This window comes from Leucobacter luti, assembly GCF_004217175.1.
Classification (GTDB): domain Bacteria; phylum Actinomycetota; class Actinomycetes; order Actinomycetales; family Microbacteriaceae; genus Leucobacter; species Leucobacter luti.
Window position 1 is genome coordinate 83,418 of record NZ_SHKI01000006.1, and the last position, 23,911, is coordinate 107,328.

Annotated in this window: 16 protein-coding genes; 8 read left to right on the top strand and 8 right to left on the bottom strand. The window is 71.3% G+C overall.

All coding sequences use genetic code 11. The features are described from left to right. Positions 1-38 precede the first annotated feature (38 nt). On the top strand, positions 39-218 hold the full coding sequence (locus EV139_RS11845; RefSeq protein WP_130454560.1) for a YegP family protein: 180 nt from the start codon (positions 39-41) through the stop codon (positions 216-218). A gap of 37 nt (positions 219-255) precedes the next feature. Continuing rightward, positions 256-1,725 carry a phytoene desaturase family protein gene (locus EV139_RS11850; protein ID WP_130454561.1) on the top strand — a complete coding sequence of 490 codons (1,470 nt, stop codon included), beginning with the start codon at positions 256-258 and terminating at the stop codon, positions 1,723-1,725. Between the two features lie 79 nt (positions 1,726-1,804). Here EV139_RS11850 and EV139_RS11855 read toward each other — a convergent pair whose 3' ends face one another. After that, positions 1,805-2,173, bottom strand: coding sequence for a hypothetical protein (locus EV139_RS11855; RefSeq protein WP_130454562.1), 369 nt, complete (start codon positions 2,171-2,173; stop codon positions 1,805-1,807). Positions 2,174-2,861: 688 nt separating this feature from the next. Between EV139_RS11855 and EV139_RS11860 the strand changes: the two genes are divergently transcribed. Continuing rightward, positions 2,862-3,572 carry an MgtC/SapB family protein gene (locus EV139_RS11860; RefSeq protein WP_130454563.1) on the top strand — a complete coding sequence of 237 codons (711 nt, stop codon included), beginning with the start codon at positions 2,862-2,864 and terminating at the stop codon, positions 3,570-3,572. 58 nt (positions 3,573-3,630) lie between these two features. Here EV139_RS11860 and EV139_RS11865 read toward each other — a convergent pair whose 3' ends face one another. The 3 genes from EV139_RS11865 to EV139_RS11875 form a co-directional block, all read right to left on the bottom strand. Next, a complete protein-coding gene (locus EV139_RS11865) occupies positions 3,631-4,251 on the bottom strand; it encodes a GNAT family N-acetyltransferase (protein WP_130454564.1) in 621 nt (206 codons plus the stop codon). 545 nt (positions 4,252-4,796) lie between these two features. Next, positions 4,797-5,690 (bottom strand): phosphatase PAP2 family protein, encoded by an 894-nt coding sequence (locus EV139_RS11870; RefSeq protein WP_130454565.1) that lies wholly within the window; start codon positions 5,688-5,690, stop codon positions 4,797-4,799. After that, positions 5,687-8,209 carry a LuxR C-terminal-related transcriptional regulator gene (locus EV139_RS11875; protein WP_130454566.1) on the bottom strand — a complete coding sequence of 841 codons (2,523 nt, stop codon included), beginning with the start codon at positions 8,207-8,209 and terminating at the stop codon, positions 5,687-5,689. The genes EV139_RS11870 and EV139_RS11875 overlap by 4 nt, the downstream gene beginning before the upstream one ends. Before the next feature lie 351 nt (positions 8,210-8,560). On the opposite strand from EV139_RS11875, the gene EV139_RS16000 reads away from it, so the two are divergent. From EV139_RS16000 to EV139_RS11910, 5 genes are all read left to right on the top strand, one after another. Continuing rightward, positions 8,561-11,890, top strand: coding sequence for a choice-of-anchor G family protein (locus EV139_RS16000; RefSeq protein WP_198677557.1), 3,330 nt, complete (start codon positions 8,561-8,563; stop codon positions 11,888-11,890). A gap of 106 nt (positions 11,891-11,996) precedes the next feature. Then, complete coding sequence (locus EV139_RS11895) at positions 11,997-12,821, top strand: DUF5819 family protein (protein ID WP_130454567.1); 825 nt, start codon at positions 11,997-11,999, stop codon at positions 12,819-12,821. Beyond that, positions 12,818-13,900, top strand: coding sequence for an HTTM domain-containing protein (locus EV139_RS11900; protein WP_130454568.1), 1,083 nt, complete (start codon positions 12,818-12,820; stop codon positions 13,898-13,900). The genes EV139_RS11895 and EV139_RS11900 overlap by 4 nt, the downstream gene beginning before the upstream one ends. A 54-nt stretch (positions 13,901-13,954) precedes the next feature. After that, the gene (locus EV139_RS11905) at positions 13,955-14,788 is read left to right on the top strand and encodes an alpha/beta fold hydrolase (RefSeq protein WP_130454569.1); all 834 of its coding nucleotides are present in this window, start codon (positions 13,955-13,957) and stop codon (positions 14,786-14,788) included. Further along, positions 14,785-16,335 (top strand): GGDEF domain-containing protein, encoded by a 1,551-nt coding sequence (locus EV139_RS11910; protein ID WP_198677558.1) that lies wholly within the window; start codon positions 14,785-14,787, stop codon positions 16,333-16,335. Before EV139_RS11905 ends, EV139_RS11910 begins: the two co-directional genes overlap by 4 nt. Positions 16,336-16,514: 179 nt before the next feature. Here EV139_RS11910 and EV139_RS11915 read toward each other — a convergent pair whose 3' ends face one another. From EV139_RS11915 to EV139_RS11930, 4 genes are all read right to left on the bottom strand, one after another. Beyond that, positions 16,515-18,284 (bottom strand): cation:proton antiporter, encoded by a 1,770-nt coding sequence (locus EV139_RS11915; protein ID WP_130454571.1) that lies wholly within the window; start codon positions 18,282-18,284, stop codon positions 16,515-16,517. 237 nt (positions 18,285-18,521) lie between these two features. Further along, entirely contained in the window at positions 18,522-20,657 is a 2,136-nt protein-coding gene (locus EV139_RS11920; protein WP_130454572.1) for a VaFE repeat-containing surface-anchored protein, read from the bottom strand. A 156-nt stretch (positions 20,658-20,813) separates the two neighbouring features. Continuing rightward, positions 20,814-21,479 (bottom strand): response regulator transcription factor, encoded by a 666-nt coding sequence (locus EV139_RS11925; protein ID WP_130454573.1) that lies wholly within the window; start codon positions 21,477-21,479, stop codon positions 20,814-20,816. After that, positions 21,476-23,896, bottom strand: coding sequence for a sensor histidine kinase (locus EV139_RS11930; protein WP_130454574.1), 2,421 nt, complete (start codon positions 23,894-23,896; stop codon positions 21,476-21,478). The genes EV139_RS11925 and EV139_RS11930 overlap by 4 nt, the downstream gene beginning before the upstream one ends. Between the last annotated feature and the right edge of the window lie 15 nt (positions 23,897-23,911).

Consider the following 23,911-nt stretch of genomic DNA (forward strand, 5'->3'; position numbering starts at 1 on the left):
CTGGTGTCCGAAACACTTTCATCGGAGGGGGACACCACATGGCTGCTCGATTCGAGATCTACACGGACAAGGCCGGCGAGAGCCGGTTCCGCTTGAAAGCCGCGAATGGCGAGGTGATTGCGGTGTCCGAGGGGTACTCCTCGCGCTCCGCGGCAAAGAACGGCATCGCCTCCGTGCAGAAGAACGCGCCGATCGCGGAGATCGTCGAACTCGACTAGCGTTCGGGGGCGGCGGCGTGTGCCATAGACTCGGGCGATGACTCACGACGGGCGCGCCGCGATCGTCGGCGCGGGGCCGAACGGCCTCGCCGCCGCGGTCACCCTGGCCCGGGCGGGAGTGCCCGTCACGGTGTTTGAGGCCGCCGAGACGATCGGCGGGGGTACGCGCACCACTGAGCTGGTGCAGCCCGGCGTGCTGCACGACGTGTGCTCTGCGATCCACCCGATGGCGCTCGCCACCGAGTTCTTCCGTCGGTTCGAGCTTTCGCGCCGCGTCGAGTTTGTGGTGCCCGAGGCGTCGTATGCGCAGCCGCTCGACAGCGGGGGCGGCCCTGGCGGTCGCGCCGCCATCGCCTACCGGGACCTCGCCCGCACGGCCGCCGAGCTTGGCAGGGACGGCGCCGCCTACCGCCGCCTCTACGCCCCCGTGCTGCGCCGCCTCGACGGCGTCCTCGATTTCGCGCTCGGCGGGAGCATGACCCGTCTGCCCCGCGATCCCCTCGCCGCGCTCGTGACCGCCCTGCGAACCGTGGAGCAGGGGACGCCGCTCTGGGGGGTGCGATTCCGGGACGAGGCCGCTCCGGCTCTCCTGGCCGGGGTCGCAGCACACAGTATCGGAGCGCTCCCGAGTCTTGCGCCCGCCGCGGTCGGCATCGTGCTTGGTGCGCTCGGCCACGCGGGCGGTTGGCCGGTCCCGGTGGGCGGGTCCCGCGCGATTACCGACGCCCTCGCGGCGGATCTCCTCGCCCACGGTGGTCGCATCGAGACGAACCACCCGATCTCTCGGATCGGCGAGCTCGACGGTTTTCGGACGAAGCTGTTCGACACCTCCACCCGGGGCCTGCTCGGGATCGCCGGCGACGCACTCCCCGCGCGGTACCGCCGGGCGCTGGCGCGGTTTTCATTTGGCGATGCGGCCACGAAGGTGGACTTCGTGCTCGACGGCCCGATCCCGTGGCGGGATCCGCGGGTGGGCGCAGCGCCGACCGTCCACCTGGGCGGCACCCGCGCGGAGATCGCGGCCGCGGAGCGCGAGGTGGCGCGGGGCCGGCACCCGGAGCGCCCGTTCGTGCTGCTGGCGCAGCCGACCGAGTTTGACCCGGCACGAAACCCCGCCGGGGTGAACGCGGTGTGGAGCTACACGCACGTGCCGAGCGGCTCCGACGTCGACGTTGCAGCCCGAGTGATCGCGCAGATCGAGCGGTTTGCGCCCGGGTTCCGGGACCGAATCGTGGCGCACTCGGTCACGACGGCGGCGGCGCTCAGCCAGTACAACCGAAACTACGTGGGCGGCGACTTTAGCGCGGGGGCAATCACGATGCGGCAGCTCCTCGCCCGCCCGGTGGTCGGTGCGGAGCCGTGGCGCACCCCGGTCCCGGGCGTGTACCTCGCCTCGTCGGCCACCCCGCCGGGGCCCGGCGTGCACGGCCTCGCCGGGTGGTACGCGGCGCGCTCGGCGCTGCGCCACGAATACGGTCTCGATGTCCCGGAGCTCGGCCTGGAGTGACCGCGCCAGGCCGCGTCGGCGGCGCACCGCGGCGTGCCGAGCGCGCCGCACCCACCCCGCCCGGCCTCCCCGGGGAGGCTCACTCCGCTCGGCTCGTGCGCAGGAGCTCGCGGTTGAGGCGTTCCGAGGTGCGTGCGCGGGTGATGCTGCCGCGCGACAGCTGAGGCGCGACCGCGAGCGCGAGCGCAACGAGGGCGCCGAGCTCCCACGAGGACGCCGTGGCGACCACCGCGGCGAACACGATCGTGCCGCCGAGGTACCACCAACTTCGGTAGAGCCTGCGCCCGAGGCTCGCCTGCCAGCGGATCGCGTACGCGACGGCCAGTGGCGCGAGGCGGGGGAGCGCGACCGCGCGGCCGTGAGCCACTGCCGCTGCGATCTCATACTGATCCGCGAGGGGGAGCGCCCCGAGCTGCTCGTCGAGCAGGTCAGTGCTGTCGAGGGTCATGCGGTGTCCTTTGCCGAGACAGCCCATCCCCGCGACCACCGCGTGGTGCCTCGGCGCCAGCCGGTGCCCGCGCCTCTAGTGTCGGCCGCACGTCGCGGCATGTCAACAGGAACGACATTAATTGCGTTATTGCGCAAATGACAGTATGCTGGTGGAGCGGTGCTTCGTGCCACGGAGTGCTCGCGCGAGCGTGCAGGGGGTGACCAGGTGCAGGATCAACCAGGCCGATCACTCGAACCGCGTGGTGCCACCGCGCTGGGGCGCTCAGCCCCGGAGCGCTCTCACGCGGTGCCCCGCTAGTCAGCCCGTCCGCGGGTGGCGCTCGCGTGGAGCGCGGGCCCGGAGCCGGAGCTTGTGGTGGCGCCCGCCCGCGGCGCCGCGGATCGCTCGGAGCTACGGTGGCGCCGTGCGGTGACGCAGCGCGGCGATGCCGTGCGGCACGTTCATCGGGCCCGGCCGGGCCGCGGAGGCGCGCCGCCGGTCCCGATCCCGCCGCGGGCGCGTCGCGCACCGGCGGGAGTGCCCCGCCCGGGGCTCCCGGCCGGGGGCTCCTGGCCCGAGGCGCCGAGCTGCCGAACCGCCGAGCACGCGTGGGGCACGCTCCCCGCGAGCGCACCCCGCTCACCGATCCCGCTCGCCAGCGCGAGACCGGGACCGGCACCCGCCCCAACCCTGAAACGAGGAACCCGTGGAGACAGTCGACCTTGCCCTCCGGATCGTGGCCGGCCTGGCCCTCGGCGCCGCCATCGGCTTCGAGCGGCAGGTGCGATCCCGCACGGCCGGCCTGCGCACGAACGCGCTGGTGAGCCTTGGTTCCGCCCTGTTCGTCATCATGGGGGCCTTTAGTTTCGAGGGGCCGGGAGCCGATCCGACGCGCGTTGCCGCGCAGGTCGTCTCCGGAATCGGCTTCCTCGGCGCCGGGGTGATCATGCGGCAGGGGGCGTCGATCTCGGGGCTGAATACCGCGGCGACGCTCTGGGCCTCGGCGGCGGTCGGGGCGCTGGCCGGCGGCGGCATGTTCATCGTCGCGATCGGGGGTACCGTGGCGATCGTCTCCTCGAACATCGTGTTGCGCCCCCTGGGGCGGCTGCTCGACCGGCGGGGCAGGGGCGTCACCCGAGAGCCGGTGACGACCGAGTACGTGTTCGTGGTGCGGTCGGTGGCGGAGGCGGAGGTGCCGACCCGCTCGCGCGTGGTCACGGCGCTCCAGCGGCCCGAGTTCACGATTCACTCGCTCGAGGCGAACGATCTTGAGTCCGGTGAGGTTGAGCTGACCGCTCGGCTCACTGCCTCGGAGCGGAGTGACGCGGCGTTTGAAGCGGCGATCGCAGACGTGGTTCCGATCCCGGAGGTCACCTCGGTGCGGTGGCGGGCGCGAGAGTTTGAGGGCGAGGACTGACAGAGGGATTCGGTCACCCGCACGCCGCGCGGAGCAGCCCGAGCCCGGGCAGGGCCGGCTAGGCCGGATCGCGCCAGTACGTGCTCGCGCGCGCGCCGGACGGCACCTCCACCGCCCCGACTCGGCGGTACCCGAGCCGCTCGTAGCGCGCGTCGTTGACCGGGTTTGAGGACTCGAGGTAGCTCGCGATCCCGGTCTCGTCGAACCGCGTCAGGGTGTGGCGGAGCAGCCCCATGCCAGCTCCGCGTCCGCGCCACTCGGGCGCCACGGCGAGCAGCGTGAGGTACGCGTGCGGTTCGGACGGGCGGGCCTCCCCAAAGCGGCGTCCCACCTCGTCGATAGCGGCCGCGCCGTCGGCGCCGAGGAGGTGCTGCGTGAGCGCGGCGTGCGGCTCGAGCGACGCCTCCCGGATCTCATCAGCGCCGGGCGGAAACCAGATCGCCGCCGCGGCGATGTCTCCGTCTGGGCCCACGGCGACGGCGCTATCTGGATACTGGAGAGCCTCGTTCACCATGAAGCTCCAGAACGTGCGCGCCTGGTGCTCCCGCTCCGCGGGGTCCGACGCGGGGAACATTGGCTGCCACACCGGGTCCTCCCAGAACGCGGCGGTGAGCACGTGGGCGATGGCCTCCCGGTCGGCTGGGACTGCCTGGCGGGGCGTGGGCGCTGCGGGAATCACTGGATGGGCCTCCGTGGTGCGACGGACCCGCCGAGCTTGAGTGCGCGCGCGGGCTTCACTCTGGATGTTACTCCGGTGGCCGCGGCCCCGCGCGCTCCGCGGTGTGGTCGCGCACCAGACCAACACAGGGGTGGTGGGGCGGGACAGAAGGTATGGGGGTACCTCCTGCCCCGGGACTCACCCTGGTGGATGGTGAATCGAGCACACGACCGGGGGGGAGGGGGGAAACGGCCGCACCCGCCGCGAAATCACACCGGGGCGGGTCGTTGGTGCTGGGTTTAAGTTTCGCGGGTGGCGCGAGTGCGGCTGCCGCGTCCCGGGCGAAGTGAGTGGCCGGGGCCGCGAATTTGAGCCCAGCGCGCTGCGCTGTCAGGCTGATTGGGGCCCTACTCAAGGCAGAGGTTCCCGTTTTTCAGAGGCGCCTGAGTCCCGAGTCGTCGCAATTGCCTCGCCAAACATGAGTGCAAGCCGCAGTATTTGAGCGCTACGGGCCGCCCCTGAGTGGTTGCTTCCACGAGTCTGCGTCGCGCGGAGCCACCCGGCCCTCACTCGTGCCGCGGGGGAGCTGGCCGCACGCCGATCCGGTGCCAGGTGCCCCAGTAGGCGAGCGCCGCGCCCAACGACCCGGCGAGCGCGAGGGCGTGGGCGGAGAGGTAGACGTCCCACTCGATCACGGGATCCGTGAGTGTGTAGCGGAGCGCGGCCGTGGCGAGCAGTGCGCCGAGCGCACACGAGACCGCGCACAGGACGGCAAAGACCACCACTACCGCGGTTCGTGCCCGCGGCGGCCGCGCGATGATCTCGAGGCGGCGCATGCGGAGCAGGATCAGGGCCGCGACCGCGCCGAGGGCGAGCGCCACGAGGTCGGCGCCGATGGTGTCCGAGAGCCGATGCCACTTCGCGGTGACCGTGTACGCGCCGATTCCCACCGCCCACCCGCTCGTGAACAGCATCGCGATCCCACGCCAGCGGTACGGGACGACGAGGAAGACCGCGACGAGCACGGTCATCGCGATTGTGGTGTGCCCCGAGGGGAACGAATTCTCGGTGAAGTCTCCCGTAACCGGGACCAGCTCGGGCCGCGGGAGCACCCACCGCTTGAGCGACTGCGTCACGAGCTGTCCCGCGGCGATCACCCCGACCGCGATCGCCGCGAGCGCCGGCTGGCGCCGAAGCAGCCCGATCGCTCCCACACCGACCGTTGCCACCGCGAGGCTGATGAGCGTGATGCGCCCGAGCGCGTCGCTCGCGAGCGCGAACTCGCCAGCGCTGACCTGGTCGGCGCCCCGCAGCGCGGCGTTTTCAAACGCCTGGCCCGCGGGGGTGAGGACCGCGGCGACATAGACCGCACCGAAGAGCGCGACGGCGCACGCCAGCGTGACCCACCAGCGTCGGGCGCTGGGCGCGCCAAGCGAGCGTGTGTCGCGCTCCCGGCTCATCGCGAGTGGGCTCCGTTCGTGGCGAGGGGAAACGTGGCTCCCGCGGCCGACGCCACTGGCGCCGGAGTGAGGCGCGCGGCGAGGTCCCGACGCGAGGAGGAGCCCAGCTTAGCGCGGGCCTGCGAGAGGTGGGACTCAACGGTGCGCACGCCACAGCCGAGCTGGTGCGCAATCTCGCGGTTCGAGCGGCCCTCGGCAGCAAGCGCCGCAGCCTCGCGCTCTCGCGGTGTGAGCTGTGCGAACGCCACTGCCGGGAGGTCGCCCGAGCGGTACCAGGGCACCGACGCGGTGAGCTGATCCTCAAGCGCCGCGAGCCGCTCGTCGCACTGCTGCACCCCGCCCACGGCGCGTCGGCTGAGGAAGATCTGCCGTGCGGTGCGCAGCGCAAACGCGGTCGGGGCCCAGAGCTCAAGCTGCATCAGGCGGTGTGCGGTGCGGAGCAGGCGCGCGGGGTTCTGGTCTGTAGCGGCCTGCAGGTGCGCGTGTGCGAGCCGGAGCAGCGGCAGCGGCAGCGTTCCCGCCGCGTTCCCGGCGCGCCGAGCCGCCGGCGCAAGCGCGTCGTGCTGGCCCGAGAGGTACTGTGCGATCTGCACCGGGGTCGCGGCGACGCTGGTGAGCGCGTCGGCACCCGCCCCGTCCGGGTCAGCGGAGAGCCGGATTGCGGCCCCGACGCGCTGAAGGTACCCGCGCAGCCGGACGGGGATGAAGCGGGGTGCCTCGCGCGTGAGATAGGTCCACTCGTCACTCGCGCGCGCGGGGTCGCCGCATGCGAGCGCCTCCCCGGCCGATAGTAGATGCCGCAGCCAGCGCGCGTGTGAGTCATGGGGCACCGTGCGTGCCGCCGCCGCCCGGAGCTCGTCGGCACGCAGCGCGTGCTCGCCGGCAAGGAACGCCGTCAGGGCGTGGGCAAACAGGAGCGCGCCGGAGGCCGTGCGCGCAAAATCGGTGTGCTGCTCGCGGGGCATCGGAATCGCCGCGCCCGTGGCCAGCCACGAGCGCGGCGGCAGCGCACCGTGCCACACGTGGTCGAGATCGACGAGCGCCCCGGCGAGCCCGGCCACCTCGGGACTGGAACTCCGGGCAGCGATGATTCCCAGCGCAGCCCCGCGGCGGACGTCGGGGCCGACCGCGGGGACCGCGGTGTTCCACAGCGTGAACACCGCCGTCGCGTCGCGCAGCAGCGCGGCGGTCTCGGCGTCGAGATCAGCGGCAGCGCTCGCCGCCGCGAAGCCCGATTCCGCCGCGAACTGCGCGCGGAGAAACTCGTGCAGCAGGAGGTCGTGGCCGCCCTCGGGGCGCGGCCCGCTCGCGAGCGCCTCGAGCGCGGCGGCCGGCCCCACCAGCGCGCTGACGGTCCTGGCGTGCAGGAGCGGCTCGGTCGGCCCGTCCAACGGACCGGAGCGCAGCAAGATCGTGCGCGCGGTCGATTCTCCGGTGAACGCGACGAGGTGGGATACGGCGCGCTGCAGCACGCGGTGTCTCGCCGCACCAACCGCGCCAAGCGCATTCCCCGCGCCAGACGAGTCCGCCTGCGCGCCCCCACTGAGCGACCTGGCGTACAGCAGTACATCCGCCTCTGAGAGCTGGATCCCGAGCGCCTCCTGCACGGCGAGCCGCTGCGCGATCGCCTCGCGCTGCCGCTCCAGGATGTCGGCGCTCACGCGGTCCCGGAGCGCCGCCGCCACGAACACCGGCACCGAAAACTCCTCCGCCCCCGGCTGCTTCACGAACGCGCCGCAACGGACGAGCTCGGCGACGGCCCCCGAGCCCACGAGATCGCGTGCCCCGGCCAGGTCGGTCGCGCCGAGCTCCGAGAGCGCGAGCGCCGCGGTCGCCGCCTCCGGTGTCACGCTTCCGAGCTCCCGGGCGAGGGCGCGCAGGGCGGGGAGATCGAGCTCGCCGTGCGGCGCCTCCACGATCCAGGGGCGAGGGCGTTCGCTGAGGTACCCGTGTTGTGCAAGCTGGAGGAGGTCGACCGCCCACCCCGGGCGCCCGGACGCCAGAGTGAGGATCCGGTGCACGGTGCCGGAGTCGAGGCGCTCGGCGCTCCGCTCGTGCAACAGCCACTCGAGCTCCCGCGCGGCAATCGGCTCAAGTTCCACCCGGCGAACCGCCGCCAGCGCATCCCGCGCGGCAGGGGAGCCGGCGCTCGCCGCGTCGAGGGCGTGCATGCAGCTCGCGTGCTGCGGGCCGATGGTGAGTGACATGACGAGCGGCTCGCCGGAGCCGAGGCGATCAAGGCAGGCCCGCAGGAGTTCGGGGCGCGCGCGCTCCAGGCCGTCGAGCACGAGCGCCGTGCCGGCCGGGGCGGCGCTCACGACCGCCAGCGCGGCGTCGTCGGCGCCGTCAATCAGGTGCACGGGGGCCCCGCCGGCGCTGAGCTGATCGGCGACCGCGCTGAGGAGGTGGCTCTTCCCCGAGCCGATCGGGCCGGAGACGAGGATGCTCTCGCCGGCCAGGCAGTGGGTCGCGATCTCAGTGCGCACGGACCCGCGGATGACCGTTCCAGCTCTCCCCATCGCGATTCCCCCTCGACGGGTCATGCGCAGCAGCCGAATTCCACGCAGTGACCGTTGTGCTGGTGAGCTTAACTCCCCGGATCAGGAAGTGATAGCCCTGGTAAACGCCGCCCAAAGCATGTATAGGGGATGCATAGAAAAGCCCGAGCCTCAGGTGCGGGCGTCCTCCATCTCAGTAGTCGGCGAGCCCACTCTCAGCGGTGCAGCGGGCCCAGATCAGGGATACCGAGCACCATAGGCGCGGTCCGCGGCACAACCCTAGGCTCCCGAACAAGCTGCGCAGTCGAATTGCGATTTCCGCTCGCTCGAGCCGCGTGGCCACGTGCTCGCATGAGTGAAGGTGAGGGGATCTTGAACCAACAGAAACCGGCGACACCTCGTCGCCGAGGAGGCCTCCGGGGGTTCGCCCTCGGAACCGCGGCCATCGTGATGGCGGCAGCCGGCTACGGGGCGGTTCCCGCCGCGTTTGCCGACAGCTACGTCGCCCCCGATGACTCCGCCGCGCACGGGCACTGGCTGTGGGCGGAGGGGCTCGGCCTCGACGTCGTCGGTGCCGCGACGACCAGATCGGCGTTCCCGGATACCCCGGCTCCCGCTGCGGATCCGCTCAACGTGAGCGTGCTGAACAACCTGGTCGGTGTGCAACTTGGCACGCTCGCGCTGCCGTTGATCAAGCCCGACGATGCGTCCCCCGGACTCCTACGGCTCGGCAACCTCGGTGCGATCTCGAGCTACAGCGCCTCGCCGAGCGCGACCGCATCCACCGCGTCCTCCGGCCTCATTAACTCTGACGGATCGCTCAACATCGACGCGGCCAACAGCGGCGAGTACGGCACCGCCCGCCTCGACGCCAACGCCCTGCTCGCTCAGATCCTCACCCCGGAACTGATCGACTCGCTCGTCGACGAGGCCGCGATCGAGATCGGCGCACTCGGCTCACGCGCGGTCACGGCAGACGGCGCCGCGACCACGAGCGAGTACATGCTTTCAGACCTCACCGTCGACGTGCACAGCCCCCTCGTCGGGGGCCTGATCACCGAGCTCGACGGCGAGCTCGCGACGGCGCTCGAGCCGCTCCAAGCGCTCCTGGGGCCCGGCGGGGGCATCGAGAGCACGCTCTCGGACCTGGTGTCCGCGATCGGTGCGCTTCCGCTCGTCGACGCGGAGCTCAATACCGCGTCGATCGACACGGCCCCGCTGCTCGCAGAGCTGCGCACGTCGCTGCTCGCCGAGCCGCTCTCAAACGGCGAGGGTAGCGTGCTGGTCGACCTGAGCACCGGCACGATCAGCGTGGACCTCGGCAAACTCGCCGTTGACCGCACGGGAGCGACAAGCTTGAGCTCGCTCCCCAAGAACACCGAGGTGCTCGGCGGAGACACGGTCAACGCGATCCTCGACGGCGTCACGGACGCGCTCACGGGCGCGGGCGAGAACTCGCTGATCTCGAAGACCGTCGACCTGCTCCGGGCCGGCATCTACGATGTGGCGGTCGACGTGGACGTGCAGGTGTCCGTGGGGCTGCAGGTGCCGCCGCTGCCGCCCGCCAACCTCGTCAACGCGCCGGTGACCATCTCCGGCGATATCGGCGACTTCATCGGCGCCGAAGGACACACCCCGCCCGTGATTGACACGAGCCTGATCACCGTCGCGAACATCCCCGTCGGCACCGTACTCCAGCCGATCGTGAACCTCCTCGGCGGGGTCATCCAGCCGATCGGCAACGCGCTCGACAGCACCGTGGTCACCCTGCTCGACACGCTCCAGCCCACACTCACCGACTGGCTCTCACCGATCGTTTCGGGTCTGCTCACGGACGGAGTGGGGCCGGTGCTGCGCGGCATCGCAACCATCACGGTCAACCAGCAGCCGGAGGTGGGCGACCTCGGGGCCGGGAGCCTCACGGTTCGCGCGCTCAACGTGAGCGTGCTTCCAAACGTGGCCACGAACGGCGCGGTCGCACTCCAGTTCGGTTCCGCGACCGTGAAGCCGTACGCGGTTGACCCGGGGACTGACCCCGGTACGGACCCGGGCACTGACCCGGTTACCGATCCAGGCGCTGATCCCGGTACGGACCCGGGTGCTGACCCGGGGACTGATCCCGGTGCCGATCCTGGAACTGACCCAGGCGCGGACCCCGGTACCGATCCGGGCGCCGATCCCGGTACCGATCCGGGTACGGACCCGGGCACTGACCCCGGTACGGACCCGGGCACGGACCCGGGTGCTGACCCGGGCGCTGATCCCGGTGCCGATCCTGGAACTGATCCGGGCGCGGACCCCGGTACCGATCCAGGGACCGACCCCGGTACGGACCCGGGCACGGACCCCGGTACGGATCCCGGCGCCGATCCTGGAACTGATCCGGGCGCTGACCCCGGTACGGATCCAGGGACCGACCCCGGTACGGACCCGGGTGCTGACCCGGGCGCCGATCCGGGCACGGATCCGGGCGCTGATCCCGGTGCCGATCCTGGAACTGATCCGGGCGCTGACCCCGGTACGGATCCCGGTACCGATCCGAGCACTGACACCGGTGTTGACCCCGGCACGGATCCAGGGACCGACCCCGGTACAGACCCGGGCACGGACCCGGGCGCCGATCCTGGTGCGGATCCGGGCACTGACCCCGGGACTGATCCGAGCACGGATACCGGCGTGGACCCGGGAACTGATCCGGGCGCTGACCCCGGTACGGATCCCGGTACCGATCCGAGCACTGACACCGGTGTTGACCCCGGCACGGATCCAGGGACCGACCCCGGTACAGACCCGGGCACGGACCCGGGCGCCGATCCTGGTGCGGATCCGGGCACTGAGCCCGGGACTGATCCGAGCACGGATACCGGCGTGGACCCGGGAGCTGATCCGGGTACCGACCCGGGAACTGATCCGGGCACGGACACCGGTGTAGACCCCGGTACTGACCCCGGCGCCGATCCGGGCACGGACCCGGGGACGGACCCGGGCGCCGATCCGGGCACGGACCCGGGCACCGATCCTGGCACCGACACCGCTGCGGATCCCGGGACCGACCCGGGGACTGACCCCGGCAGCGACCCGCGTGTGGACCCGGGCACGGACCCCGGAACTGGCGCGGAGCCCGGTACTGATCCGGGTACCGATACGGCCGCGGACCCCGGTACCGATCCTGGTACCGATACGGCCGCGGACCCCGGCACCGAGCCCGGCAGCGACCCGTCGACGGACCCCGGGACCGATCCAACCGCGGAGCCCGGCACGGATCCCGGCGTTGAGCAGGCGTCGCTGACGGCCACCCCCGGCACGGTGGTGCGCGGCAGCACGGTCACGCTCAGCGGGGCTGGCTTCGTGGCCGGCGAGGCAGTCACCCTGACCCTCCCGGACGGCGCCGTGCAACCGGTTGCCGCGGACACGAGCGGCGGGTTCTCCACCGTGGTGGTGGTCTCGACCGCGACGCCGCTGGGAGCCGCGAAGTACACCGCCGCGGGCTTGGGGAGCGGGCGGGCCGCCGAGGCCAGCGTGACGGTCGTCGCGCAGGCCGTGGCGACCCCCGTCGGCGCGGGAGCGAAGGGCGGCGGCCTCGCGGTCACCGGCCTCGACACGGGGCTGCTGGTGCCGTTCACGCTGCTGACGCTGCTCGCCGGTGGCGCACTGCTCCTCGCCCCGCGACGCACGCGGGCATCCGGAGCAGCGGCCGAATAGCCGCCGCGGCGCATATCACAGTGGTGGCCTCCAGCGGCAGTAGCAGCTGGGGGCCACCACTATCTAAGCTGAGCACCAACGAGCGATGTGCGGCGGGGGGACGGTCATGACTGATCGAGACGGGGAACACCGCGGGCGGCGTCGGGCCGCGGAGCGTGGCGCCGGGTCGGCGGGGATCCCGGTGGCCGCGAAGGCCACCGCGGGTGCGGCGGTGGTGCTACTGGGCGCACACATGTTTCTCACGGCCGTGTACAACACCCCCTCCGAGGAGCTGAAGTACGGTGCGCTCCCGGGGGCGGTTGCCGACCGCTACGTTCGCCCGTACCTCGTGCAGGACTACAAGATCTTCGCCCCGGACCCCGCGGATACCGACCGCCAGCTCTGGGTGCGCGCATGGGTGGAGCAGCCGGACGGGGAACGGGTGAACACCGAGTGGCTCAACGCCTCCCACGTTGAGCTCTCGGAGGCCTACCGCAAGACCCTGCGGAAGCAGCTCTCGGTGGTGGGCGCGGAGCGGCTCATGGCGGCATACACGGCGCTGAACGACACGCACAAGGGCGTGGTCGCTCAGAACCATCTCGATAGCACCGAGCTGTACGGGGTGAACGACGCAATGGTTGCCGCCGACGATTCAGATCCCGCCGCGGTGCGCGAGTTCATCCGGGCAGACAACTTCGTGACCTCGTACGCAACCCAGGTCGCGTACGCGATGTGGGGTGACCAGGGCGAGATCGTCGGCGTGCAGGCCAGGGCGGTGTACGACCCGGTGATTCGCTGGGCTGACCGCCATGACCCGGATGCCGAGCGGCCACCGTCGCGCTACACAGACCTCGGCTGGGTGCCGCCGATGGAGTGGCCCGGGCAGGACCGAGAGGCATTCGCGCGGACCTTCCGCGCGTGGGCGGAGCAGACGGGGGAGGACGGCGCATGAGTGAAGCGACCTCGACCGGCAACGCCGTCGCCCGGGCGTGGGATCGGCTCCTGCACTGGCTCATCGACGCGCGCCGCGCCACCTACGGGCTCGCCGTGATCCGCATCGGATTCGGGACCATGACGGTGGCGATCCTGGCGCTCTACCTCCCCAACTTCTCGTACTCCTTCGGCCAGGGGTCCCGCTGGGGCGAGACACTGTTTCGCAACTCCGCCGTGAACGACTACGCGTGGCCGATCCCGCAGCTGTTTTCGCGCGACGACCCGGATCAGCTGCTGCTCATCAAGATCCTCGTGCTCATGGCGGTCGCGGTCGTGTACGCGCTGGGGTGGCGGATGCGCATCATCTCGCCGCTGTTCGTGATCATGTGGCTCGGGTTCGCCGCGACGAACCCAGTGATCCTCAACACCGGGCACTACCAAACCTTCCGCATCTTCCTGCTCTTCCTGCTGCTCGCCGATACATCGCGGAGATGGTCCCTCGACGCCAGGCGTCGCGCCCGATCCGGCGTGGACGACCCGGCGCTCGGTTGGGGTGCCTGGCGGCTGCCGCGCTGGGTGCCGATCCTCGCGAACAACCTCGCGGTCGTGCTCATCGGGTACCAGCTGTGCGTGATCTACGTGACGAGCGCGCTCTGGAAGCTGCAGGGCACCACCTGGGTGTCTGGCGTCGCCTCGTACTACCCGCTGCAGCTCGAAGAGCTCACCCTGTTTCCGTGGCTCAACCACCTCGCCTGGCAGCTCACCCCGGCCGTGTACGTCGCCTCGTGGCTCAGCGTTTACGGGCAGCTGCTGTTCCCGCTTTTCCTGCTCAACCGGTGGACGCGGATCGGCGGCCTCGTGCTCGTCACTGGAATGCACGCCTCGATCGGGATCCTGCTTGCGCTTCCGTGGTTCTCGCTCATGATGATTCTCGGCGACATGATCTTCGTCCGAGACCGGAGCTGGGTGACCGCAATTGCGTGGGTGCGGCGCGCGCCCTGGGCCGCGGCGGTGCGGCAACCGCGGGTGCCGGATCCGCCCGCGGAGCAGCCGCACCCAGAACCCGCGGGCGCGCCCGCCGCCTCGCCTCGCCACTGAGCGACGGTCGTGGCATACTCTCGATAAGAGTCCACAGCGGGGAAGGGGAATCCTGTGAGCGGAGCGGCACTTCACGGGGAGGCAGCGCTAACGGCCGACGAGGTGATCCGGCGCAACGCGGTGACCGTGCGAGGCCCCGAGGGCGCCCCGGTGCTCGTCTTCGCCCACGGCTACGGCACCAACCAGTCGACCTGGACCCGCGTGGCCGACGAGTTCGTCGCGGACCACCGAGTGGTCCTGTTCGACTACGTCGGATCGGGCGGCTCAGACCTTGCCGCCTACGATGAGCGGCGCTACGACTCATACGACGGGTACGCCACGGACCTCATCGAGGTGCTCGACGCGGTCGGCGCGGATCAGGCGGTGCTCGTGGCACACTCGGCGAGCGGGATGATCGGGGCGCTCGCCTCCCTGCGGCGCCCGGACCTGTTCTCCCGGATCATCATGGTGAGCCCGTCGCCCCGCTACGTCAACGACGAGGGATACGAGGGCGGGTTCAGCCGCGAAGACGTGCTGGGCCTCATCGACGCGATCGACGCGAACCAGCCCAGCTGGGCCGCCTCCCTCGCGCCCGCCGTCACCGCCCGCGCGGACCTGCCAGACGTGACCGACCGCGTGCGCCAGCTGTTTGCCGCGACGCCCCAGCGCGTTGCGAAGCACTTTGCCCAGGTCGTGTTCTTCAGCGACGTGCGAAACCGGCTGCACGAGATCCAGGTCCCGTGCGTGATCCTGCAGTCGAGCGGCGACATCATTTGCCCGCCGCGCATTGGCGAGTACCTGCGCGATCACATCCGGGGCGCCGAACTCGTCGCCCTCAACTCGTCGGGCCACTTTGTGCACCTGACCGAGCCCGAGCTGATCACCGCGCAGATCCGGGCGGCACTGTGACCGGTGCTCGCGCTGCGGCCGAGCACGATGGACTCCTTGAGTACAGCCCCGCCGCGCTCCTTGCCGTGGACACCAATGGGGAGATTCAGGCCCACAGCCGCGCACTGAGCGCGTGGCTCGGGGTGCCGGAGGCCGGGGCGGACCTGCGCGGGCGCAACATCGTCGAGTGGCTGACCCCGAGCTCGCGGCTCCTCTACGAGACCCGGATCCTGCCGCAGCTGTTCGAGACCGGGCACGCGCGTGAGGTGGTGCTTGAGCTGCGCACCGCTGAGGGGGCCACACGGGCCGTGCTGTGCAACGCCGAGGTGCGCGTCTCGGAGCTGGGCACCCGAACCATCTATATTGCCGCGTTCGACGCGGGGGGCCGGATCTCGTTCGAGCGGGAGCTGGTCGAGGCGCGGTTGGCCGCTGACGAGGCGCACGAGCGGCTCGCGCTACTGCAGGAGACCACGAGTGCGCTCGCCGTGGCCCGCGGCGTGGGCGACCTTGCCGAGGCGCTCGTGCACGGCGCGGGGCGCGCCACGCACGCGGCGTGGACCGCGGTGCGGGTCGCCGCGCAGAGTTCCGCCGATCCCGGTGCCGGCGGAGTCTCGGGCGGCGCGGCCGGTCCGCGTGGCTCTCGCGGTCCGGGCGGCGCGGCCGGTGTTGCCGATGCTGGTGTGGTCGGCGTGGCCGGTGCCGGTGAGCCCCGGGTGCAGACCTGGGGTGAGCTCCCGCCGGGGCTCAAACGCACCGGTGCGCTCACGCCGCGGGCTGAGCGCCTGGTGTGCCGCACCCCCGCCGAGATCGCCGAGTCCTTCCCGGACACGGCGCACGAACTGCACGCCGGCGGGGTCGAGGCGCTCATCATCGCTCCGATCACGCGCGGTACCGGAGATGATGCGCGCGTGCTGGGGGAGATCGTCTGTGGATTCAGGCGACCGCGCGCCCTCGAACCCGACGAGCTCGAGACGCTGCACGCGCTCGGGGTGCAGGCTGAGCGGGTGATCGAACACCTCCACCTCCAAGAACAGCTGCGGCACCGCGCCCTGCACGACGGGCTAACGGGGCTCCCCAACCGGGTGCTCTTCGCCGAACGGCTGGGGCAACTGCTCGCGGTCTCCGCGCGCACCGGCGAGGCGTGCGCCGTGCTGTTCATCGACCTCGACGGGTTCAAAGCGATCAACGACGGAGCCGGGCACGCCGCCGGGGACGAGGTGCTGCGCGCCGTGGCGGCGCGGGTGCGCGCGAGCTGCCGCGCGGGGGACACCGTGAGCCGCTTGGGAGGCGACGAGTTCGTGGTCGCGGTGAGCGGGGCCACGCGTGAGGCCGTGACCGCGCTCGCGGAGCGCATCCGGGCCGCGGTGCGCGAGCCGCTCGACGCGATCGTGCGCGGCGCCAGGCTCTCGACCAGCGTTGGGGTCGCCAGGTGGGATCCGACGCCGGGCGGCCGCGCGCCAACCGTTGACGGGCTGATGAACGCTGCCGACGCGGCCATGTACACCGCGAAGTACGGCGGCAAGGACGCCGTGGTCGTACGGGAGTGGGCGGGCGAGCCGGGCGCCTGAGCCCCGCGCTCCTGTGATCCCGGACCTCGGTTCGCGGTCGCGCGGGCTCGGGCTGTCACGGGTACGGCCCGCGCTCGCGCAGGAGATTCGAGCTCAGGCGGAGGAATTCCGCGAATTCCCTCCGCCTGAGCTCGGATCTCCTGCCTGAGTTCGGATCTCCTGCGTGAGCGCCGGGCGGGCTAGCTGCCCTCGGCCTCCTCGCGCATCTCCAGCGCGATCTGCTCGGCGTCGAGGGTGGCGAGCGCGTGCGAGAGCGTCGCCGAGCTGAATCTGCCCTCCTGCCGCAGCGCCAGAAGGAACTCCCGTTGCGCGAGCAGGATGTCCTTGCGGAGCGAGCGGCGGAACATGCGCTCCTCGCGCGCTGCCGTCTCCGGGTCGAGCGCGCCGAGCAGCTCGGCCTCCTCCTCTTCCTCGTCCCGGTCGAGCGGAGTGCCCGCCCCGGCTGTGCCGTCCGGCGCATCAGCGACCTCTGGCTGCGGGGCGCCGTCGCGCCGGGGCGCGCCGTTGGCCTCCGCCACCTCGCGGAGCAGATCGCGGAGCTCCGCGCGCTCCGCGGCGTCCTCCTGCGGGTCTGGGGCTGCCGGCCGCACCAACCGCACGACCCACGGCAGCGTGCCTCCCTGCAGCAGCAGGGAAGCGCCGGCCACGATGAACGCGACGAGGATCAGCAGCGAGCGGCTGGGCGTGTCAGCCGGGAGGGTCTGCGCCGCCGCGAGCGTCACGACGCCGCGCATGCCGGCCCAGGTCACCACGGTGCCCTCGCGCCAGCCGAGCGGCTTCTTGGCGAAGTAGTCGATGTCGGCGGACTTGCGTTGCACGCGCCCGCGCAGCTGCGAGAGCCTGCGCCCGGACACGGTGCGCGACTGCCCGTCGCGCTCAAATTCGAGTTCGCCGTCACCCGCGTCGTCGAGCCGACTCTGGAGGCGGTCGAGGGTCGGCTTGATCTTCTCGCCGCGTTTCTGATTGCGCCCGAGCGACGCGATGAGCGGGGCGACGTAGAGCGCGCGCAGCAGGGTCACCGTCACGAGGCCGATCGCGGCGAGGCCCACGGCGGTCCAGACGCCAGCCCCGTCGCGCTGCACATCGCCGACAATCTTCGACAGCTCGAGCCCCATCACCAAGAAGACCGTGCTTTCGAGCAGCAGCTCGACGGTGCGCCAGTTCTGCTCGTCCGAGATGCGATGCTGCGGGTTCAGGAACTTTACCGAACCCATCCCGGTCACGAGGCCCGCCACGACCGCGGCCACGAGCCCGGACCCGCCGAGCGCCTCGGCCGGCAGCGACGCCAGGAACGGGACCGTGAACGAGATCACGGTGTTGACGGTGGCGTCCTTGACGCGCGATCGCACGACGAGATTGAGGATCCCGATAGCGAATCCGATCGCCGCGGCGATCAGCACGGCCCACACGAAGTCGCCGAGCACGCCCCACAGCGACACCGACGCCGCAGACGCCGCGATCGCCGAGCGCAGCAGCACCAGGGCGGTCGCGTCGTTGAGGAGGCTCTCGCCCTCAAGCACTGTCACGATCCGCGGCGACACCCCCGCGCGTTTCACGATCGTGGTGGCCACCGCGTCGGTGGGGCTGAGGATCGCGCCGAGGGCGATGCCGCCGGCGATGCCGAGGCCCGGGATCAGCCACGAGAACAGGAACCCGAGCACCACGGCGCTCACGACCACGAGCACCACAGACAGGCCACTGATCGTCTTGAACTCTCGCCGAAAGTCGACCGTGGGCATCGACACGGACGCGGAGTACAGGAGCGGCGGCAAGATGCCTGCGAGGATCCACTCGGGATCCATCTCGAAGTCCGCTACGAAGGGCATGAAGCTGAGCACGATCCCCACGAGCACCAGCAGCAGCGGTGCAGGGATCCGAAGCTTCGGAGCGATGAGGCTCGCCCCGGCGATGCCGAGCATTCCCAGCACCCCAATGATGAGCAATTCCACGCGTGTGCTCCTCGCCGCGGGCAGCCCCGCTCAGTCGTTCGCGCGAGAGGCCGAGGCCGTCTGGCGAATACGGTCGTCACGTCGAGCCTACTGAACAGGGAGTTCTGCGGGGGTGCTGCTACGCTGCGCGCGGAACTGAGCCGGGGTGGGTGCTCGGCGATCACGCGGACGCGGGGCCGGGCACCCGCGAGTTCGGCGGCCACCCCGCGAGAGCCCGGGGGAGTGGCCGCCGAAGCGCTATCTGAGGCGGCGCGCCCGCCGACGTAGTAGCACGGCGGCGCTCGCAACAAGGAGGGCTCCGGCGACCCCGAGGCCGATGCCGGGGAGTGCGCCACCGGTCAGGGGCAGCTCGCCCGTGTGCTGCCCCGCGGGCTGGCCGGGCTGCGCTGCCGGCGTGGGGCCCGTGGGTGGGCTGGGCTGCGCGGGGTGGCCGGGCGTGATCGGTGTGGTCGAGGTGAGTTTCTCGACCCTCACGGTCTGCGCTGCGTCCGCGAGGTCTTCGTGAGCAGCGATCGGATCTCCACTCGCGGTGGGGCCGGTGTACAGCCGCTCGAATGCCACGAGATCGCGTCCGTCGTGTCCGGCGGGAATCACGAACCGCACGTCGACAGACCCGTTCGGCGCGGCCGGCGTAAAGGTCGTTGCGCCGGTGATGCCGGTTCCCGCGCCGCTCGCGCGGTTGACAAGCTCTCCCGTGACGGTGACCTCGACGCCGGGCGCAAGGTTGCGGTACGCGACAGTGTCGATGACGGCTCCGCCCGCACCCGCAACGACGCGGTCCCCGTCGGCGGCGTCGGTGAGTGAGGTGCCGATCAGCGGCACGCGCGTGGTCGGTGCCGCCTCGATGGTGACGGTCTGTGCAGCGTCCGCGAGATCCTCGTGCACAGCGATCGTGTCCCAGCCCGCTGCCGCCTCGGGATTGCGCACGCGGAGCTGCTCGAACGCGACGAGTGCGGTGCCAGCGTAGCCCGCGGGAATCACAAACGTGACGTCGACAGCGCCCGAGGAGGCGGCAGCGGTGAATTCTGCCTGGGCACTGATCCCGGTTCCGGATCCGTCGTGCTGATGCATGAGTTCGCCGAACACCGTGTACGACGCACCGGGGGTGACGTTCTGGTACTCAACAGTGTCCACCACGGTGCCACCGTTCCACGGCAGCACACGGTCTCCGTCGGACAGGTCGACGAGGGACGTGCCGATCGACGGTTCTTGTACCCGCACCTCCCCGAACGCGATCGTGGCCTGCGCCTGCAGCGTGGTGCGGCGTTCGGACTCGACCGCGGAGAAGACCTGACAGAGGGTGTCGCCCGCGAACCGCGAGCTCTGTGCAAACCCGATGTTCTCGATGACGGGCGGGGCGCCGGTGACCTCGACCGAGGCGGTGCCAGTGTCCGGCCGAGTGACGCACAGGGTGATCTCGGCGGGGAGCTCGGCGTCGGGTGCGACGACGAGCGCCGACCCGGTGAGCGTCGCGGGCCCGCCGCAGACCGTCGCGGTCCCACCCGTGACGGACACCTGGAGTGGGGATCCCGCGAGCGTGGTGGTGACGACGACTTCTCCGGCGGCGCCGGCGGCGACCGTCGCCGCAGGCCCGCTCGCGGTGAGGAGCGAGGCGGTATCCGAGCCGATGATTTCGAGGATGCGCTGCTGCGTCGCCGGGCTCATGTTGGCGGCGCAGAACGCTACGCCCGACGAACGCTCGGGATTATCGATGCAGTGCACGAGATTCTGCCGCAGCTGCCGGGAGGTCGGCGTCGCATTATTGGCTACGGTGTCGGTGGCCACCGTGCCGCCCGTGCCGTTCGGTCCCGCGAGAACGGGAAGGTCGTTCTGGATGATGTACGCCTGCAGCTTGCGCTGTTCTGCGGTGAGCCGAGGATCTGGGTCCACGTAATCGAGCCCGGGAAGCACGACGCCCTGCCGCTCGAGCTTGCCCTCCGCGTTTGTCCAGCCACACGTGGATGCGCGATCGTAGGTGCAGTAGATCCACGACGACACCGGGCCGCCGGCCTCCGCAACGTAGCGCGTGGCGCACAGCGGGTTCGCGGAGTACTGCGATCCGGACGAGGTCCACCCGCTTCGGCCGCTGTTGGTGTACAGAATGACGGGCTTGCCGGCGTTGTAGTCGGTCAGTCGCTGCCCGAAGACGCCGAGCAGATTGGCGACGGGCCCGCCGTCCGCGTCGACGGCGGGTGTGCCGACGGTGTTCTCGCAGAGCGGCGCATCGAATGCTTCAACGACGGGCGAGGCCGGTCCCTCCGCCTGAGCGCTCGTGGCGGTCGCCAGCGGAACCACCAGGATGCCAAGTGCGAGGAGTGCCGCACCCAGCCAACTGGCGAGCCTGCTTGGGTGTCCAACTGTTGTGCTCGTCATCCTCTGCCCTCATCCCTGTTCGGTGAGCGCAACTGCTGAGTCCCTCAGCGCGCCCGTGTCTCAGCCGATCTGTCACAGGGTATTCACGCCTGCCTCGCGTGTGAATGCCGCGGGCGAGGATCACCCCCGTACGGGGGTCATGCGCGCCCGCGCCGGTTATCCGTCGCTGGGCAGCGAAGGATCGAGATATCCGTCTGCCCAGGCCACGCGCCCGTAGTCGAGTTTTGACCGGACTGGGACGCCCACGGAGGCGTACTTCTTCTTGACTCGATCGAGGTACTGCTTCGCGGTCGCGCGGCCGATGTTCATCGCGGCACCAATCTCGTCGACGCTCAGCCCCGATGCGTAGAGCACGAGCGCACGCTCCTCCTGCACACTCAGTGCCGGGCGGTCCGGGTCGCCCGCGATCACCGATGCGAGCTCCGGGGTCATCCACTCCGCCCCGCTGAGCACCGCTGCGATCGCCGCCAGGATATCGGCCTCGCTGTCGCGCTTGCCCACCACACCGGACACTCCCGCACGCACGACCTGACGCACGAGCGTGGGAGAGGCGAGCGCCGAGAGCACCAGCACTTTGAGCCCTGCCTTGACCATGACCTCGACCTGGGCTGGGCTCACGCTCGGTCGGCGATCCACCATGAGATCGAGCAGGAGAAGATGCGGGCGGCCGGATCGCGGGGTCGCCTCCGCCCACCGTGTGAAGTCGGGGGCCGATTCCCCGCTGAAGACGATCTCGTATGCGCCGGCGCGCCGGAGGAGCTCTTCGGTCCGGGTGCGCTGCAGGAGATGGTCCTCGACGATCGCGATCCGTGCGGTGTTCATTGCGGTGCTCTTTCTGGCAGGGGCGCTGCCGCGGTTGAGAGTGCGCGCGCGGGTGCCCCGCGCCCTGTGGTGCCGGTTGGGTGCGCGGCAGGGCCACCACCGGGACGCGCACCCGGGTCAGTATCGCCCTGCGGGGTGGATGTGGTGCGGAACGCGAGCTCGAGCAGCTCGGTGCCGCCCAGCTGCACGAGGCAGGCCCGGTCCGCGAGATGCGCGGGCGCGCGCAGATCCGGTCCGGTAAGCGTCAGCTGCACGCCATGGTCAGACGGAAACAGTGTCGCGGTGAGCGGCTTTCCGGCGCGCTCGGCGGTGAGGTTCTCCGCGATCGTCGCCCCGATGTCTTGGGCGACGTGTGCGTCGGACGCGTCGAGCTCTCCGAGTCGCAGGCGGAACGCGATGCCGAGCGCGCGCGCACGGCTGAGCGTTGGTATGACGACCTTTCCGAGGTGCACGAGGGCGGGGCTGATGTGCACCAGCTGGCGGAGGTACCGCTCCTCCTCGTCGCACGCGGACCGGGTGGCGGCGGCATCGAGCGGCAGCTCACCGTCGCGAATGCCGCACAGCAGCGCCTCCGCCGAATCGAGACCGGACTCCATCCAGCGCTGAAAGCTCTCCTGTGACCCGAGCTCGAGCTCGCTGGCGAGACGCGCGTCGAATGCCGCGCGCCGCGCCCCGGCTTCTGCTCCGGCAAGGCGGTGCACCAGGCCCTGGAAGAGCGCCCAGACGCCCGAGAACCCGAGGCCCACGAGCCCAGCGACGAGTACGATCATTGCCGCGGTCGCGGAGTGCGGGAGCACGGCCGCCGCGAGTGACACGACGAGCGCGCCCCAGGCTGCTGCCGCTGCGAGGATCCAACCGCGCCCCCGTTGAGTCGACATGAGCAACACGAAGGGCCCGGTGGGCGCGAGCGCTTGCCAGTGGTTCGCCCCCACCGTGCCGAACGAGGTTGCTCGGGCGCCAAGGGCAAACACCACGAGTGTGGCAATTGCGAGAAAGAGCGGCAGGAGGACACGGCCGCGGCGCAGCGCGGGGACGCGGCTGAGGAGGACCGCTGCGAGCATCACGCCGATCATTGGGAAGAGGGCGGCGCCCTCGTTGGTGCCGCCCGCTGCCATGAGCACCACGCTCACCACGGTGACCCCGATGCCCCAGTAGTCGCCCGCGCGTTGCTGCACCGCGGCGGCCGACTCCGCGAGTTCCGAGTCCGTGGCGGGTCGTGGGTCCGCGGCGGGCCGGTGCAGCTGCGCCGCCAGCGCGACCGTCGTGCCCGCGCGAGGGAAGCTGCGCACCTCCGCTGAGAAGCCGTGAGCGCTGGCGCGCTCGCGGATCGAGACATCGACCCCGCGGCCGAGTGCGGCGTTGCCCGCGAACCCCGAACCATCGTCGGTCACTCGGACGTGCAGCTCAGACCGGCTCGTGGTGACCTCGATGTCGACGTGGTCCGCGCCGGAGTGCTTGGTCGCGTTCGTGACCGCCTCGCGTACGCAACCGATGATCGCCTCGACGGTCGGCTGGGGCAGTGCCGCCCCCGCTCGCTCAATCGCCTCGTCGGCGGCCCCGCGGCGTCGGATCGGGAGCCCGTGCTGAACGAAGATGTCGAGTATCTGCGCGGTACGCGTGGCGCGGGCACCTCGCAGTTCGCCGAGAAGCGCCGCGTCGCGGGCGCACTGGGCCCGAACCCGATCGGCGTCCTGGCCTCCGGCACCCTCTCCGGCCGAAGCGATTGCCGCAAACGTATTGATCGCGGTGTCGTGCAGCACGCGGGCGTCTTCTGCGAGCCGCGCGCTCTGGTGCCGGATCGACTCGGCGCGCAGGGCCGCGTCGTCGGCAGCCCGCATGCTCGAGTCGGCCGCCGCGGAGTGGGCGAGGAGCGCTGAGAGGCCCAGGCGGAGCGCGACGATGATTGAGATTTGCGTCACCACGATCGAGAGGGGCAGCTGAATGCCCCAGCCGGGGAGCACGGTCACGATCACAGCGGCGGCGCACAGCGCAGCGCCTCCCACGAGCCAGATCGCCGAGCGGCGCAGGATCAGGAGGCCCGCGAAGCAACTTGCGAAGTCGATCTGCCAGCACGCGGCGAAGGTGAGGGACGAGTCCACGTCGCCGCTCAGGACATACCCGAGGATGCCAGCGCCCACCATCGCCGGGGGGACTGCCGGCCAGAGGCGCGGCACGCGCAGCGCGCAGAGCGCGAGTGCGCCCACGATCGCCTGCGCCCCGGCGAGCGGAACGCCTGCCGATCCAAGGGCGAAGAGCGTGATCGCGACCATGACGGCCTGCCACGTCGCGGCGGCGGTGAGCGCGACCCGAGACACTGAGCCGAGGAATGAGCGCGTTGCGCCGCCGGGGGCTGCCGGGGTGAGCCCCGCGGCATCGGCCGCACCCACCCGGACGAGCATGGAGCGCAGCGCGGTCATCCCCACCCGATTCGT